The organism is Acidovorax sp. sif0632 (genome assembly GCF_019218805.1).
GTDB lineage: Bacteria > Pseudomonadota > Gammaproteobacteria > Burkholderiales > Burkholderiaceae_C > Acidovorax > Acidovorax facilis.
This window is the reverse complement of record NZ_JAHUWW010000008.1, coordinates 101,404-115,335: the sequence shown is the minus strand read 5'-3', so window position 1 is coordinate 115,335 and position 13,932 is coordinate 101,404. Positions and strand designations below refer to the sequence as shown.

Sequence of the window (13,932 nt, the reverse complement as noted above, 5' to 3'; positions counted from 1 at the left end):
AGTGCGTTGTGGTGGGTGCCGTGGCTGCGGTGGGGCGCTCATTCCGGGGTGGCGGCTGCGGCTGCAGTGGCTGCGGTGGTGGCCTGGGCCTTGGCCGCAAATTCGGCGCGCAATGCCTTGAGCTTCTCGCGCGGGTCTTCGCGGGCGGTGGTCTTGTCCAGGCCCATTTCGGCGATGAAGCGGCTCGGTTGTGCGGCCACCATCTCGCGGCCCTTCTTGCGCCGCTTGGTCCAGCTCACGGCCAGGGTGCGCTGGGCGCGGGTGATGCCCACGTACATCAGGCGGCGCTCTTCCTGCAGGCGCTGCAGCGTGTCGTCGCTCACCTTCTGCTGTCGGCCTTCGTCGTCGTCGAGCTTGAAGGGCAGCATGCCCTCGGTCACGCCCACCAGCACCACATGCGGCCACTCCAGCCCCTTGCTGGCGTGCAGGGTCGAGAGCGTGACCATGTCCTGCTCCTGCTCGCGCTCGCTGATGGTGGAGAGCAGCGCAATGGTCTGCGACACCTCCAGCAGGCTCTTGGTCTCCTTGGCCACCACGGCACCGGCCGTATCGTCGATCTGCCCGCCCGCGCGCTGGGCCATCCAGTCGCAGAACTCCATCACGTTGCTCCAGCGGGCGGCCGCCACTTTTTCGCTGTCTTCGTTGTCGTACAGGTGCTGCTCGTAGCCAATTTCCTTGAGCCATTCGTTCAAAAAGGCGCGGGCCTCTTCGGCGCCATGGGTGCGGCGCGCGCTGTACTCCAGGTAGTTGATGTAGCGGCCGAATTCGTGCAGGCCGTCCATGGCACGCTTGGGCACCGCCGCTGGCAGCATGCCGTTGAACAGCGCGCCGAACATGCTCTGCTTGTGCTGCGTGGCAAACGCGCCCAGAGCCGCCAGCGTGGTGTGGCCGATGCCGCGCTTGGGCGTGGTGATGGCGCGCAGAAACGCCGGGTCGTCGTCGTTGTTGATCCAGAGGCGAAACCAGGCGCACAGGTCCTTGATTTCGGCGCGGTCGAAAAAGCTGGTGCCGCCCGACACCTTGTACGGAATATTGGCCTTGCGCAGCGCCTTCTCGAACGGCTTGGCCTGGTGATTGGCGCGGTACAGGATGGCAAAACTCTTCCAGTCCGGTGGCGGGTTGCTGGCCGCACGCAGGCTCTGGATGCGGGCCACGGCGCGCTCGGCTTCGTGTTCTTCGCTGTCGGCGTCCACCACCCGCACGGGCTCGCCTTCGCCCAGTTCGCTGAACAGGGTTTTGGGGAACAGCTTCGGGTTGGGCCCGATCACGTTGTTGGCCGCACGCAGGATGGCGCTGGTGGAGCGGTAGTTCTGCTCCAGCTTGATGACCTTGAGGTGGGGGTAGTCCACCGGCAACTTCTTGAGGTTGTCCAGCGTCGCGCCGCGCCAGCCGTAGATGGACTGGTCGTCGTCGCCCACGGCGGTGAAGTGCCCCTTTTCGCCCACCAGCAGCTTGAGCAGCTCGTACTGCGTGGCATTGGTGTCCTGGTACTCGTCCACCAGCACATGGCCCAGGGCAGCCTGCCACTTGGCTCGCACCTCCGGGAAGTCGCGCAGCAGCCGCAGCGGCATGCCGATCAGGTCGTCAAAGTCCACGCTCTGGTAGGCCGCCAGGCGCTCTTCGTAGCGGGCCATCAGCGTGGCGATGATGCGTTCGTTGTCGTCCGCCGCCTGGGCCAGCGCCTGCTCGGAGGTCAGGCCCATATTCTTCCACTTGCTGATCACCCACTGCCACTGGCGCGCGGTGGCCATGTCGGTGGTGCCGCCCGAGGCTTCCTTCAGGATGCCCGTTACGTCATCGGCGTCGAGGATGCTGAACTGGGGTTTGAGGCCCAGCACATGGCCGTCCTCGCGCACCATGCGCACGCCCAGGGCATGGAAGGTGCACACCAGCACATCCTTGGCGCGCCGGCCGATCAGGCCCTTGGCGCGCTCGCGCATTTCGGCGGCAGCCTTGTTCGTGAAGGTGATGGCCGCAATGCGCTTGGGGTCCATGCCCTTTTCGATCATGTGGGCGATCTTCATGGTGATCACCCGCGTCTTGCCCGAGCCCGCCCCGGCCAGCACGAGGCAAGCCCCGTCGGTGTAGTGGACAGCCTGGAGCTGGGCGAGATTGAGACCGGCAGACATGGGAGGGAGGGCAGCAGAGCAGCGGGGAGCGGGACAGGGAGGGCGGGAGTGGGCGGCGCATGCCCAGGGGCTGATGGTGGCGCGGCCGGGTCAGGCCGCGCAAGGGCGCAATGATACCGGCGCGGTCCGGCAGCCTGTCTAGCCCGTGCCCAGTCGGGGTGGACCGCGTGTGCCGGGCGGGCGGCTGACAGGCCCCTGACGGGTGGGCGCCACTAGCACCTGGCGGGCCGGACGCTCCGGGAAACCCCGCTAGGGGCTTTGTTTTCACAATTTGATACTCGCAGGCCAGTGCATCTCTTGCCGGGATGCTGGTGTAGAGAACCGAGCCCCGCCATGAACCCCACTGACCAGCCCTCCACCGCTCAGACCGCCGCACCGGGCATCCCGGACGCACGCCGCCGCTGTGGGCACCTTCGCGCATGGAGCGCTGTGGTGGCCTCCGGTGTACTGGCCTGCACAGCCCTGCTGCCGGCACAGGCCCAGATCGGCAGCACCGTGCCTGTGCGCGTGGGGGTCGTGGGGCCGTTCACCGGGCCATCGGCCGATTTTGGCGTGCCCATGCTCAACGGCATCAAGCTGGCGGTGGACGAAATCAATGCCGTGGGGGGCTATCTGGGCCGCCCGCTGGAACTGGTCATCAAGGACGACACGGCCGACCCCGACCAGGGGCGTAAGGTGTCGCAAGAACTTCTCAATGAAAAAGTGGTCGCCACCATCGGCTTTTGCAACACCGGCGTGGCGCTCAAGGCCATCGACCTGTTCCAGGGCGCCGCCAGCCCCCTCATCGTGCCCTGCGCCACGGGCACTGCCGTGACGGCCAAATACCCCGCGCCCGACAGCTACATCTTCCGCGTGCAGGCGCGCGACGCGATCCAGGCGCCCTTCCTGGTGGACGACATCGTCAAGCGCGGCTGGGACAAGGTCGCCATCTTTGCCGACAAGACCGGCTATGGCGAAGGCGGCTACAACGACGTGGTGGCCGCGCTGGCGGCCAAAAACCTCAAGCCCGTGCATGTGGCGCGTTTTGACTTGGGGGTGAAGGACCTCACGGCCGAGCTGACCGCCGCGCGCAACGCGGGCGCCAACGTGGTCTACAGCTACACCGTGGGGCCGGAAAACGCCACCATCGCCAACGGCAAGAAGGCCCTGGGCTGGAAGGTGCCGCAGGTGGGGCCGTGGCCACTGTCCTTCCCCTTCTTCCTCGAAGGCGCCAAGGACGCGGCCGAGGGCGCGCTCATGGTGCAGACCTTCATCGCCGAGCCCAGCAACGAGCGCCGTGCATCGTTCCTGTCGAGCTACACCCGCAAGTACCACGGCAAGGTGGCCGTGCCCATGGCAGCGGCCAACGCCTACGACGCCACCTACCTGCTGATGTATTCCTTTCTCGGCATCCGCGACGGCAACCTCACCGGCAAGGCCATCAAGGAGTCGCTGGAGGGCAAGATGAAGACCTACTACGGCGTGGTCACCACCTACGACAAGCCCTTCAGCGTGCAGGACAAGGACGCGATCACGCGCAACATGCTGGTCATGGGCATGGTCAAGAACGGTGCCATCACCTTTGCCTACCCCGAAGACGCCAAGCGCAACCTGATCATCCAGCGCAAGCAGTGAAGTGGATGCGCCTTCAACCGCAACGCTGGCTGGAGATCCTTGCCGTGCATTCGCCATGGGTGATGGCACCCACCTGACTTTGCGCTGACCACACCGGGCGCCGCAGACCCCGGCCGCAGGCGCAGCAAGGACAATGGGACCGTGCTCTCCGTCCTTCTCATCACCTTTCCCTTCTTTGCGCTGGTGCTCTGCGGCTATCTCGCCGCCCGGCGCGGAGTGCTTCCCCAGCCGGCCATCCCGGGGCTCAACGCCTTCGTGCTGTACTTTGCACTGCCCTGCATGCTGTACCGCTTTGGCGCGAGCACACCCATCGCCCAGCTGCTGGACCCGGCCGTGGCGGGCGTGTATGTGCTCTGTGCGCTGGTGATGGTGGGCGCCACGGTGGCGCTCACGCGCAAGGCGCACATCGGCTGGAACGACGCAGCCTTTGGCGCGCTGGTGGCCGCTTTTCCCAACACCGGCTTCATGGGCGTGCCGCTGCTGGTCGCGCTGCTGGGGGCGCAAAGCGCGGGCCCTGCCATCGTCACCATCGTGGTGGACATGGTCATCACCAGCTCGCTGTGTATTGCGCTCTCGCGCCTGGATGGTGCGGGCACCCACGGCGTGGGGGTGGCGCTGAAGAACGCCTTCAAGGGCATGGCGACCAATCCCATGCCCTGGTCGATCGCGCTGGGCGCACTGGCCTCGGCCCTGCAGTTCAAGCTGCCCGGCCCGGTCGACAAGACCATCGCCATGCTGGCCGACGCGGCCTCGCCTGTGGCGCTGTTCACCATTGGCGCCGTGCTGGCGCGTTCGCAGATGAACCAGCACGAGCAGGTGCCCGCGCGCGACTATGTGCCGGTGGCGCTGGCCAAGCTCCTGGTGCACCCGCTGCTGGTGTGGGGCGTGGGCACGGCGGGCATGGCGATGGGGGTGCCGCTCACGCCTTTTGCGCTGACGGTGCTGGTGCTGCTGGCCGCGCTGCCCAGCGCCAGCAACGTCTCGCTGCTGGCCGAAAAGTTCGGCGCCAACAATGGGCGTGTGGCGCGGATCATTCTGGTGTCCACGGCGCTGGCGTTTCTGAGCTTTTCAGCAGCGGTGGCGTTGCTGACCTGATTGCTATATTTATGATAGCTATTGGCGCTTTTCCATAAAGCGCTGGCGGCCCAAAATGCTTGAATTTTTGGCGCTGCCTTCTACCCGCGCCGCGTTCCCGGGCCGCGCCGCATCCAGGCGCCGGTCGCCAGCAGCCCCAGGCAAAGCACCACCAGCGCCCAGGGCGAGTTGACGGGGATGTTGCTGGAGGCCACTTCTTCGAGCACCAGGTCGTCGTGGTAGCCCGCCGCGTCGAAGGTGAAGAAGCTGCCGGTTTTGAGTGCGATGGTCACCTGGCTGGAGGTCGCCGTAAAGGTGCCGTCAAAGGGCTCCCACTGGAACTGGAAGACGCCGTTGAGCGCGAGGTTCGACACGTCGCGCCGGGCAATCAGCGTATCCAGCGGGCCGGGCGCCGCGTCGATGGTGGCTGCGCCCACGGCGCCGTCGTAGGCCACCACTTCCCACCAGGTGGCGTTGCCGCCGGCATTGCCCGTGACGCCCCCCGACCAGGCGCCGCGCAGCCGGTACACCCGCCCGGGCGTGACCGCCACGGTCTGGAACAGGCCCCCGTGTGCATTGCCCGCGCCACTGCCTTTTTTCTGCGCGTGGGACGTTCCGGCGCCTCCGAACGGGCACTGGGTGGGCACCCAGATATCGCAGTCGTTGCTGTGTATCCAGGTGCCGTCCCAGAAGCCCGGCGGCGCCGTCCAAGTACTCCAGCCAGCCAGGCCGGCCTCGAAGTTGCCGTTGGTGAGCAGGTTCTGGGCACGCACGGCGGTTCCCCCCGCCAGGAGGAGCAGCAAGATCAGGGCACGAACAATGGCTGTCATTGGAAGGGCTTTCTGACTATGGAGGGACAAAGCGGGAGCACGGGGCATCGGGCACGCACTGACCCCAGGGCTATCGAGCCCGTGCAGCACAGTTGGCCCGAGGTGACGCCGTGCGATGCCGCAGTATCTGGGCTCAGTCCGCGGCATGCAAGTTTTATCAGGCACCGGGGCGCCGCGCGCTGGAGGGATGATGCAGGGCGGTGGAACGCTCCATGGTGTGGGGCGGCGCATGGGTGCGTGTGCATTGGTCCGCACCGTTCACCATGGCGTGTGACAGCCCTGGGACCCGATCAGTCAAAAAAGCGCTGAAGGCGGACTAGCAAGCCCGCTGCACCGATTCAATCAGAGCCTGCCGGGCGTGGTGAAGCCCATACATGGCGCCCACCCAGATCAGCCCTTCGAAACAGAGTCGAAAGAAAAAATTTGGCCTGTGAACGCGCGTGACCATGGTGTGCAGCGCCTTGAGTGCTATCAGCAGGGGTGCCGATAACGAAACGGCATAGGCCACGGCCTTCCAGCCTTGCAGATAGGTCCCGATGGAGGTCTTCGGATGGCACACGAGGATGGCACCGTGCCGTTGCCATTCGCCGTACGCCTCGACCAGCATCATGACGTTCAGAAAGCTGAATACTGCCATCGACACCAGGCAGAGCAAAACCAGGTTGACGTCGGTAGGGTTCCAGCTGGCTTCGTCTGCCCGCTCCGCTTTCTGCTGCGGGCTTTCATCGCGGCGCATGCCTTCGGTGCTGATCACCTCCTCGGCCGCGTCCACGGCCAGGTCCAGCCAGTGGGTCCAGGTGCGCACGCGGGGTTGCTGGCCCAGTGCCGCAGCGTAAACGCACGTGTCGTCCACGCACACCTGCTGCTCGGGCGTGATGCGGTGGCCTGGCAGGTACCAGTCCTGGGACTTGTGCGGTAGCCACACGACAAAGACAGTGGTGGTGGCACGCGTTTGCTGGAAGCCCGTACCGCCGTGATCGAGCTCGATGGCCATCCAGTCATAGCCCCGGTGCTGGCTCTTGACGATCCACACGGGCCGAGGGGCTGTCAGGCCCAGCCGCACCCAAAGCGGTGCCGAAAAACTGTCGAGCAGCCCGCTGGGCGGCTTCTCTTTGACGGCCATTTACAGCTTCTCCAGGTCGGCATCGTCCTGTGCCGTGCGCCAGGCCTGAAACGCAACGGGGATGGCGACGGCGGCGCAGAGAAGCAGGTTCCACGGGCCCGGCACCCCATATACAGCGAAGCCCAACCCGACCACGCCCAGCACGATGGCCATGCGCAGCAAGGTCAGGCCGCCGCAGAACTTGAGGGCATAACCCAGGATGAGGTAAGTGACGGCCAACATCAGCGGCCACCCGAAGATGCTGTAAATCATCAGCGCGGCGAGGCCCGTGCCCTTGGTTTTGATGAACCACGAACCCCAGATCCAGTTGGTCGCGAGGGTGGCCACGGTGACGGCGATGGTCTGCCACAGCGGGGGCAGCAGGTTGTAGTAGGAACGCATCAGGGTTGGGATGGCGAGTGTGTGGAGCATGAACTGTGGCCGTGCCATGGAATGTGTCCGGCAGTGCCGTCGATGGCGCAGGATTTCAGCGCTCGGCCCGCGTGTGGCTACCCGCAGTAGCGCAGTGCGATACCGCAGTGCGCACCGGACGGTGTGCGGCACTCCATTGGCGCACCCGCAGCACTCAGGGCACCGGCTTGCGCCCCACCAGGTAGCTCACACCCATCGGCCCATAAAACTCCGAATGCGGCTCGTTCGCCTGCAGGTGAAACACCTCACCTTGCCGATACACCCGCTCAGAGGTTGCGGTGACGATGCGGATATCGCCCGCCAGCACCAGTGCCTTGGCTTCGAACGGGTGGGTATGGTTGTCCCAAAGGCCATGAGGTTCACGCTCAACGCGTACTGGCTCGGCAAAGCCTTCCTGGGCAAGAACGTGGGTGAAGTGGTCGGGGGTCATGATCGTTTCCAGAGGCCGAAAGTATTGCGCAAGCGCTGATGGTCTGCGCATGGCAATAACTTGCTTGCCGATTCAGTAATCCCTTGTAACACTTTCTGTTTTACGCAAAAAAGGGATTCCAGAATGAAGCAAGTGATGTTGGGTGCGCGGGCTAGTGTCGTCGCGATGGTGGGATTGCTCGTGGCGCAGGGCGCAGCCGCGCAATCCATGGGTAGCGTGTCCTACGCGCCCCTGGCGGCCTCGAACGTGCCCACGGTGTCTGAATGGGGGCTGATCGGAATGGCGGTTTTGGTGGCCCTGGCGGCCTATCACGCGATGCGTGCCCAGGGCGGCCGTGCGCTGAAGGCCTGGACAACGGGTCTGCTGGTTTGCGGAGTGCTCTCAGCGAGCCTCTGGAATCACCCCGCCATCGCAACTCCCCCACCGGTCGAGATCGCCTTTGACCAGGCCACAGGCGGCGTGGCCAACATTCCCCACAGCACCGAACTCTTCTTCGGGGATTTCTTTCATATCTATACCGCCCAGAACCTGACGGACCGCGCGCAGCGGGTGACCGGCGTCAGCGTCATATCCGGACTGGTTGTGCTTCCTCCCACGGGCTTCACGCCAGAATGTACTGTGGGCTTGGTGCTGCAGCCCAACGAAGTCTGTTACATCAAGGTCTACAACGACAATCTGCCCGGTTGACCGGCGTCATATCGCGAGCGGGTCCACATCCACCAGCCACCGTATCAGCCCCTTGTGCTCGGGCTGACTGCGGGTGGTTTGCAGCACTGGCTGCCACGCGGCCAGAAAGCGCTGCAGGGTGGCGCGGCTGCTGCTTTCCATGAGCATCTGGGCGCGTTCCACATTGGCCACACGCTGGATGGTCAGCGGCACGGGCGGGAACAGGATGACCGTGCCATCGGGCAGTCCTGGCAGCTGCGCGGCGTGGGCGGCGGCGGTAGCTGCTGACAGAAAACCCTGCGCCACCTCCTGCGTGCGGGCATCGGCCCGCACCAGCGCCTGGTACGAGAACGGCGGCATGGCGGCCTCCTCGCGCTCCTTGAGCTGCTGGGCGGCAAAAGCCTCGTAGTCGTGCGTGCGCAGCGCCTCGAACACGGCGTGTTTGGGGTGAAAACTCTGCACCCACATCTCGGGCTGCGTGCCATGCACCGCTTGCGCCGCCATGTAGGCCGCATCGCGCCCAGCCCGGCCTGCGGCCTGCATGAGCAGCGCAAACAGCCGCTCGGCCGCGCGGAAGTCGCTGCTGAACAGCGCGCCATCGGGCTGCACCGCAGCCACCAGCGTGATGCGCCGGAAGTCGTGCCCCTTGGCGATCATCTGCGTGCCCACCAGCACATCCACCTCACCAGAATGCACCTGCGCCAGCTGCGCCTCCAGCGCACCCTTGGCCTTGGTGGTGTCGGCGTCGATGCGGGCAATGCGCGCAGGTGTGCGGTCGGGCCGCAGCACTTCGGACAGCAGGGCGCCCAGTTGTTCTTCGAGCTGCTCGGTGCCCCGGCCCATGGGGTGGATGTCGGGGCTGCCACAGGTGGGGCAGTGGTAGGGCACGCGCACGGTGTAGCCGCAGTGGTGGCAGCGCAGGGTGCGGTCGGTCTTGTGGAAGACTTGGTGCGCGCTGCAGTGCGGGCAGTCGCTTTTCCAGCCGCAGTCCACGCAGTGCAGCACGGGGGCGTAGCCCCGGCGGTTCAGCAGCACCATGCTTTGTTCGCCGCGCGCCACGCGCTCAGTGATGGCCTGCAGCAGGGGGGCACTGAACACGGTGCGGCGGGGTTGCTGGTTCATGTCCACCCGGCGCACACGCGCCAGGGCGCCGGCACCGATGCGGCTGGGCATGTGCAGCCGCACATAGCGGCCGCCTTCGGGGTCGTCGGCCGTGGGGGGGCGGCTGGCGTACCAGCTCTCCAGCGATGGTGTGGCCGAGCCCAGAATGACCTTGGCGCCCTGCTCGCGCCCACGCCAGATGGCAAGATCGCGGGCCGAGTAGCGTGCGCCCTCTTGTTGCTTGTAGCTGGGGTCGTGCTCTTCATCGACCACGATGAGTTTCAGCCCCGGCAGGCTGGCAAACACCGCCATGCGCGTGCCCAGCACAATGCGCGCGCTGCCGCTGTGAGCGGCCAGCCAGCTTTTGAGGCGCTGGGGGTTCGTCATGCCGCTGTGCAGCGACACCACGGCACCGGGGCCGAAGCGCGGGGCAAAGCGGCCCACAAAGCGCTCTTCGAGCTGGGGAGTCAGGTTGATCTCGGGCACCATCACCAGGGCTTGCGCGGTGGGGTCGGCCTCCAGCATCTCCTGCACACAGCGCAAATACACCTCGGTCTTGCCGCTGCCCGTGCTGCCAAACAGCAGGAAAGGGCCTTTTTCAGCAGAAATTCGGGCCTTAGCGCTCTCCTGTTCTGGGGTAAGTGCTATGTTTTCAATAGCATTTGAAGCGTCGCCCCCTGCCTTGGCCGGGCGGCGCAGGCGGCGGGCGAGTTGTTCGGGGCGCAGGTCGCGCAGCTGGGGCGGCAAGGCGGCCGTAGCGACTTCGCCCAGGGCGCGCTGGTAGTAGCGCGCGGCGAATGCCACCAGGCGGCGCCAAGGCAGGTCCAGCGGCGCCACACCGTCGAGCACACCGGCAATCGGCCGCAGCGTGGCGCCGTCAGGCAACTCGCCGGTGGCCTCGTCGATATCCCACACCACGCCCAGCACCTCGCGGGTGCCCAGCGGCACGCGCACCAGCGTGCCGGGCGCGAGCGGGTGTTCACTGGCGTAGCTCAGCAGATCGCCCACGCCGCTGTGTGACGGGGTGTGCAGGGCAACCTGGACGATGGTGGAGGGGGTAGGCACGGCAGAGGGCGGGTTACAGCAGCTTGTGGAGGTCGCGTGGAGGTTTGGGGGCTAAGTGCTTGATTTGATGAGGGGGCCCAAGTAATCCCGACTTTCTGTGGATAACTTTGTTGACATCCTGTCCGGACACCCTGCCAGCCCGCATGAATGCTGGCTGCGAACAGATTGCCCGGAAATGCGGCACAGCAAAAAAATCGTTATGAATCAAGCATCTGAAGAAATTTCCCACGAATTTTTGTGCTAGGCCGTTGTGACGGACGTATGTTGCGCCGCATCACGGTTGGTGTGCATAAGTCGGACACGAGAGCTTCGTCAAGAGGACAGATGGCCCCCTTTTTGTGCTAGCGGTGTGATGTCATGTTCACGCATTTCTTCGATATGGCCTGCAAGTGCTTGATTTCACAGGGTATTTGTAAGAAATCCAAAATTTCTGTGGATAACTTTGTTGATATCCCTTGGGTTTGCCCCGCAAGCCCTTGAAAATCCGTGCTTTGGCTGGATTGCCTGTCAAAAAAGCAGGGGATTTAAATCCATATAAATCAATGACTTAGCGGTTGCGCAAAGTTTTTTTACAAGTTGCCACCTCCAGTGGCTCGGGGCCGGTGGATGCTCCAATTTTGTGCATAAGTTCGCCTTGGAAGCGGGCTCGCCGGCACCTGAAGATCTTGAACAGGTTCTAAGGATTGTCGCAGGGCCTGCTGGGGCGCTGTGCGGTGGGGCTGGTGTCGTCGCAGGTCTCCGGTGATGTAGGCCGATGTCGCTTTGCTTCAAGACGGCGTGGGCCCGCGTGGCGACGATTCGGCCATGGCTAACAACTCTTCTCCTTCCCTTGCAATAGCTCCCTCCATGGAGCGCGATGGTTTTGTGCTTGCCCGGCTGGACGATGTGGTGCAGGCCGCACGCGCCAACAGCCTGTGGTTCATGACCTTTGGCCTGGCCTGCTGTGCCGTCGAGATGATGCACGCCGCCATGGCGCGCTACGACCTGGACCAGTTCGGCATCATTCCGCGCTCCAGCCCACGCCATAGCGACCTGATGATCGTGGCCGGCACGCTGACGAACAAGATGGCGCCCGCCATCCGCAAGGTCTATGACCAGATGCCCGAGCCGCGCTATGTGGTCTCGATGGGGTCTTGCGCCAACGGCGGCGGGTACTACCACTACAGCTATTCGGTGGTGCGCGGCTGCGACCGCATCGTGCCGGTGGATGTCTATGTGCCCGGTTGCCCGCCCACGGCCGAGGCGCTGCTCTACGGCATCCTGCAGTTGCAGGCCAAGATCAAGCGCCCCCGTGTGATCCAGCGGTAAAGCGGTCGCAAAGCGCGGCGGCCCCTTCAACTGCGCCGCAGCAGCCAGTCGGCATCGTCACCCGGCTGCTGGGTGTGGGCCTTGAGTGCGGCAGGAGGGCGTTCGAAAAGGCTGCGCGCCTCGCGGCTGAAGTGTGCCTGGTCGGCGTAGCCGTGGAGCAGCGCTGCATCCAGCGCACCCGCATCGCCGTCGCGCATGGCCAGCAGGGCATGTTCGGCCCGCAGCATGCGCTCGATCTCGCCAGGCCGCAGGCCCACCAGTTGCCGTGTGCGGCGCTGCAGGTGCCGGGGCGTCCAGCCGAGCGTGGTGGCCAGGACCTGGCGTGCGCCGCGCTGCCAGTCGCGTTGCAACACCTGCAGCCAGGCGGCGTGCCGGTCTGCCACGGCGCCCCAGCGCGGGGTGAGGAAGGCCACACACAGCGCCTTGCGCGCACCATGGTCGGGCGCCGCGTGGACGGCTGCCAGGAATGGGTGCCACTCCTCGGGCAACCAGGTCACCGCGTCCGTGATGCGGTCGGTCAGCGGCGCCAGGTCCTGCCCGGTCAGCAGCCCCAGCGCGCCGGGCTGGAACGCCAGGCAGAACGAATCGCCATCGCGGGAAGAGACCGAGTGGTAAGGATGGCGGTGGGCGCCCGACAGCGTGATGGCCGGCATGGCCGCTGCCGTGGCCGTACCCGTACATTCCACGAGCTGGGCCGTGCCCCGCGTGAGCCAGATGATGCCCGGGTAGGGGCTGGGCGGCACGCGCGTGTCCGCCAGGGTGTGGGGCGGCTGGCGGCCCAGGTCGCGCCAGAAAAAGGCGCGCACGCAGTCCGCGAGCGCGCCGGGTGGGGCTTGCAGGGCCGAGGCGGGCAGCGCCTGCGGGCCGGTGGGGGACTCCGCTGGCTGCGGTACGGGCTGTTCCATTGCCATCACCTGGTCCCTGCCGGGTGCGCCGCGCGGTCTGGAGCCCTCGCCCGGGGGATCAGCCCTGGCGCTGCGCGCGCGAGTGGCTGTGCACCGCCTCTACCAGCGCCGCCACATGCTCGGGCGGTGTGAACTGGCTGATGCCGTGGCCCAGGTTGAAGATGTGGGTGGGGCCGGTGGTGCTGCGGTCGGTGTGGGGTTTGCCGAAGCTGTCGAGCACTTTGTGCACCTGTTGCACGATCTGCGCGGGCGGCGCAAACAGCACGTTGGGGTCGATGTTGCCCTGCAGCGCCTTGCCCGGGCCTCCTGGCTGGCCGCCCACGATGGCGCGGGCCTTGCCCAGGTTGGCCGTCCAGTCCAGGCCCAGCACCTCGCAGTCGATGTCCTTCATGTCTTCCAGCCAGATGCCGCCGCCCTTGGTGAAGACGATGCGCGGCACGTCGGTGCCGTCCACGCCGGTGCGCTTCAATTGCGCCAGCACGCGCGTGGTGTAGGCCAGGCTGAACTCCTGGAACGCGCCGTCGGCCAGCACGCCGCCCCAGCTGTCAAAAATCATCACGGCCTGGGCTCCGGCGTCGATCTGGGCGTTCAGGTACGCGGCCACGCTGTCGGCGTTGATGGCCAGGATGCGGTGCATCAGGTCGGAGCGGCTGTACATCAGGCTCTTGACGAGGCGGTAGTCATCGCTGCCCTTGCCTTCGACCATGTAACAGGCCAGTGTCCAGGGGCTGCCCGAAAAACCGATCAACGGCACGCGGCCGTTCAGGGCCTTGCGGATGCTGGTGACCGCGTCGAACACGTAGCGCAGCTTGTCCATGTCGGGCACGGCCAGCTCGGCCACGGCGGCTTCGTCGCGCACCACTTTGGCAAAGCGCGGGCCTTCGCCCTCGGCAAACGACAGGCCCAGGCCCATGGCGTCAGGCACGGTGAGGATGTCGCTGAACAGGATGGCCGCATCGAGCGGAAAACGCTCCAGCGGCTGCAGGGTCACTTCAGTGGCGTAGTCCACATTGGTGGCCAGGCCCATGAAGCTGCCGGCCTGGGCGCGCGTGGCCTTGTACTCCGGCAGATAGCGCCCCGCCTGGCGCATGAGCCACAGGGGCGTGTAGTCGGTGGCCTGGCGGCGGCAGGCACGCAGGAAGGTGTCGTTGGCAAGGGGGGCGAAGGTCATCCTGCGATTGTCGCAGGCCGACTGCCAGCCTCGGCACCCGGCCTGGCGGCAGAAATTGATGCGCATCAAGCCAGGGCGCACGCGGAACCGGCTTCGCCGGTCCAG

General features: G+C 65.7%; 12 protein-coding genes. 4 read left to right on the top strand and 8 right to left on the bottom strand.

The window, feature by feature from the left end; all coding sequences use genetic code 11:
* Positions 1–38: 38 nt before the first annotated feature.
* Positions 39–2,129 (bottom strand): ATP-dependent helicase, encoded by a 2,091-nt coding sequence (locus KW832_RS21975; protein WP_121508396.1) that lies wholly within the window; start codon positions 2,127–2,129, stop codon positions 39–41.
* A gap of 333 nt (positions 2,130–2,462) precedes the next feature.
* Here KW832_RS21975 and KW832_RS21970 point away from each other — a divergent pair, with 333 nt between their 5' ends.
* Both KW832_RS21970 and KW832_RS21965 read left to right on the top strand, forming a co-directional pair.
* On the top strand, positions 2,463–3,743 hold the full coding sequence (locus tag KW832_RS21970) for an ABC transporter substrate-binding protein (protein WP_218301529.1): 1,281 nt from the start codon (positions 2,463–2,465) through the stop codon (positions 3,741–3,743).
* A gap of 141 nt (positions 3,744–3,884) precedes the next feature.
* A complete protein-coding gene (locus KW832_RS21965; RefSeq protein ID WP_121508398.1) occupies positions 3,885–4,838 on the top strand; it encodes an AEC family transporter in 954 nt (317 codons plus the stop codon).
* 80 nt (positions 4,839–4,918) lie between these two features.
* Here the strand turns inward: KW832_RS21965 and KW832_RS21960 are convergent, their stop codons facing one another.
* The 4 genes from KW832_RS21960 to KW832_RS21945 form a co-directional block, all read right to left on the bottom strand.
* The gene (locus KW832_RS21960) at positions 4,919–5,647 is read right to left on the bottom strand and encodes a hypothetical protein (protein ID WP_218301530.1); all 729 of its coding nucleotides are present in this window, start codon (positions 5,645–5,647) and stop codon (positions 4,919–4,921) included.
* 316 nt (positions 5,648–5,963) lie between these two features.
* Complete coding sequence (locus tag KW832_RS21955; protein ID WP_218301531.1) at positions 5,964–6,770, bottom strand: hypothetical protein; 807 nt, start codon at positions 6,768–6,770, stop codon at positions 5,964–5,966.
* Entirely contained in the window at positions 6,771–7,181 is a 411-nt protein-coding gene (locus tag KW832_RS21950) for a hypothetical protein (protein WP_255577900.1), read from the bottom strand.
* A 154-nt stretch (positions 7,182–7,335) separates the two neighbouring features.
* Positions 7,336–7,611: a cupin domain-containing protein gene (locus KW832_RS21945; protein ID WP_218301532.1), complete on the bottom strand. Its 276-nt coding sequence runs from the start codon at positions 7,609–7,611 to the stop codon at positions 7,336–7,338.
* Positions 7,612–7,734: 123 nt separating this feature from the next.
* Here KW832_RS21945 and KW832_RS21940 point away from each other — a divergent pair, with 123 nt between their 5' ends.
* Positions 7,735–8,298: a midcut-by-XrtH protein gene (locus tag KW832_RS21940; RefSeq protein WP_218301533.1), complete on the top strand. Its 564-nt coding sequence runs from the start codon at positions 7,735–7,737 to the stop codon at positions 8,296–8,298.
* Positions 8,299–8,304: 6 nt separating this feature from the next.
* On the opposite strand, the gene priA is transcribed toward KW832_RS21940, so the two are convergent.
* Positions 8,305–10,443, bottom strand: a complete 2,139-nt coding sequence (gene priA, locus KW832_RS21935) for a primosomal protein N' (RefSeq protein ID WP_218301534.1) — start codon at positions 10,441–10,443, stop codon at positions 8,305–8,307.
* 846 nt (positions 10,444–11,289) lie between these two features.
* Between priA and KW832_RS21930 the strand changes: the two genes are divergently transcribed.
* Complete coding sequence (locus KW832_RS21930; RefSeq protein ID WP_369801366.1) at positions 11,290–11,751, top strand: NADH-quinone oxidoreductase subunit B family protein; 462 nt, start codon at positions 11,290–11,292, stop codon at positions 11,749–11,751.
* A gap of 26 nt (positions 11,752–11,777) precedes the next feature.
* On the opposite strand, the gene KW832_RS21925 is transcribed toward KW832_RS21930, so the two are convergent.
* The gene (locus tag KW832_RS21925) at positions 11,778–12,656 is read right to left on the bottom strand and encodes a helix-turn-helix transcriptional regulator (protein WP_255577899.1); all 879 of its coding nucleotides are present in this window, start codon (positions 12,654–12,656) and stop codon (positions 11,778–11,780) included.
* 58 nt (positions 12,657–12,714) lie between these two features.
* Positions 12,715–13,827, bottom strand: coding sequence for a uroporphyrinogen decarboxylase (gene hemE / locus KW832_RS21920; protein ID WP_218301536.1), 1,113 nt, complete (start codon positions 13,825–13,827; stop codon positions 12,715–12,717).
* Between the last annotated feature and the right edge of the window lie 105 nt (positions 13,828–13,932).

Coding starts and splice junctions, on each gene's coding strand:
- KW832_RS21975 (WP_121508396.1), bottom strand. CDS start 2,129: ATGTCTGCCGGTCTCAATCTCGCCCAGCTCCAGGCTGTCCACTACACC.
- KW832_RS21970 (WP_218301529.1), top strand. CDS start 2,463: ATGAACCCCACTGACCAGCCCTCCACCGCTCAGACCGCCGCACCGGGC.
- KW832_RS21960 (WP_218301530.1), bottom strand. CDS start 5,647: ATGACAGCCATTGTTCGTGCCCTGATCTTGCTGCTCCTCCTGGCGGGG.
- KW832_RS21955 (WP_218301531.1), bottom strand. CDS start 6,770: ATGGCCGTCAAAGAGAAGCCGCCCAGCGGGCTGCTCGACAGTTTTTCG.
- KW832_RS21950 (WP_255577900.1), bottom strand. CDS start 7,181: ATGCTCCACACACTCGCCATCCCAACCCTGATGCGTTCCTACTACAAC.
- KW832_RS21945 (WP_218301532.1), bottom strand. CDS start 7,611: ATGACCCCCGACCACTTCACCCACGTTCTTGCCCAGGAAGGCTTTGCC.
- KW832_RS21940 (WP_218301533.1), top strand. CDS start 7,735: ATGAAGCAAGTGATGTTGGGTGCGCGGGCTAGTGTCGTCGCGATGGTG.
- KW832_RS21930 (WP_369801366.1), top strand. CDS start 11,290: ATGGAGCGCGATGGTTTTGTGCTTGCCCGGCTGGACGATGTGGTGCAG.
- KW832_RS21925 (WP_255577899.1), bottom strand. CDS start 12,656: ATGGAACAGCCCGTACCGCAGCCAGCGGAGTCCCCCACCGGCCCGCAG.
- hemE (WP_218301536.1), bottom strand. CDS start 13,827: ATGACCTTCGCCCCCCTTGCCAACGACACCTTCCTGCGTGCCTGCCGC.